The organism is Rhizobium sp. RAF56 (assembly GCF_052113965.1).
Taxonomy (GTDB): domain Bacteria; phylum Pseudomonadota; class Alphaproteobacteria; order Rhizobiales; family Rhizobiaceae; genus Rhizobium.
Window position 1 is genome coordinate 1 of record NZ_JBFRDU010000098.1, and the last position, 1,493, is coordinate 1,493.

At 69.7% G+C, this 1,493-nt stretch carries 1 protein-coding gene; it reads right to left on the reverse strand.

From position 1 onward, the window contains the following. On the reverse strand, positions 1-1,493 hold a 1,493-nt coding region (locus tag AB4048_RS28690), incomplete at both ends, for a calcium-binding protein (RefSeq protein ID WP_442205331.1).

The window sequence follows — 1,493 nt, forward strand, 5'->3', positions numbered from 1 at the left end:
TTGATGGTGTCGTCGCCGGCTTCGCCGTAGAGCTGGTCGTTGCCGCCGCCGCCGTTGATGACGTCGTTATCGTTGCCGCCGCGGATGGTGTCGTCGCCGAGGCCGCCGTCAAGCGTGTCTTGGCCGTCGCCGCCGTTGACGACGTCGTTGCCGAGACCGCCGTCGACGCTGTCGTTGCCGTCGCCGCCATTGACGGTGTCGTCGCCGATGCCGCCGTCGACCGTGTCGTTGCCCGCACCGCCGTCGACACTGTCGTTGCCGTCGCCGCCGTCGACCGTGTCGTCGCCGATGCCGCCGTCGACCGTGTCGTTACCCGCACCGCCGTCGACGCTGTCGTTGCCGTCATTGCCGTTGACGACGTCGTTGCCGTTGCCGCCGTCGAGCGTGTCTTGGCCATCACCGCCATTCAGCGTGTCGTCGCCGATACCGCCCGTGACGCTGTCGTTGCCCGCGCCGCCGTCGACGCTGTCGTTGCCGTCGCCGCCATTGACGGTGTCGTCGCCGATGCCGCCGTCGACCGTGTCGTTGCCCGCGCCGCCGTCGACACTGTCGTTGCCGTCATTGCCGTTGACGACGTCGTTGCCGTTGCCGCCGTCGAGCGTGTCTTGGCCATCACCGCCATTGAGCGTGTCGTCGCCGATGCCGCCCGTGACGGTGTCGTTGCCCGCGCCGCCGTCGACACTGTCGTTGCCCGCGCCGCCGTCGACACTGTCGTTGCCGTCACCGCCATTGACGGTGTCGTCGCCGATACCGCCGGTGACCGTGTCGTTACCCGTGCCGCCGTCGACGCTGTCGTTGCCGTCGCCGCCGTTGACGGTGTCGTCGCCGATACCGCCGTCGACCGTGTCGTTACCCGCACCGCCGTCGACGCTGTCGTTGCCGTCACCGCCAGCGACGGTGTCGTCGCCGATACCACCGTCGACCGTGTCGTTACCCGTGCCGCCGTCGACGCTGTCGTTGCCGTCGCCGCCATTGACGGTGTCGTCGCCGATGCCGCCCGTGACGGTGTCGTTATCCGCACCGCCGTCGACGCTGTCGTTGCCGTCGCCGCCGTTGACGGTGTCGTTGCCCGCACCGCCGTCGACCGTGTCGTTGCCCGCACCGCCGTCGACGCTGTCGTTGCCGTCATTGCCGTTGACGACGTCGTTGCCGTCGCCGCCGTCGAGCGTGTCTTGGCCATCACCGCCATTGAGCGTGTCGTCGCCGATACCGCCCGTGACGCTGTCGTTGCCCGTGCCGCCGTCGACGCTGTCGTTGCCGTCGCCGCCAGCGACGGTGTCGTCGCCGATACCGCCCGTGACGGTGTCGTTGCCCGCACCGCCGTCGACGCTGTCATTGCCGTCACCGCCGTTGACGGTGTCGTCGCCGATGCCGCCCGTGACGGTGTCGTTGCCCGCGCCGCCGTCGACGCTGTCGTTGCCGGCACCGCCGTCGACGCCGTCGTTGCCGTCGCCGCCCGAGAGGGTGTCGTTACCGAGACCGCCGTCGATGGT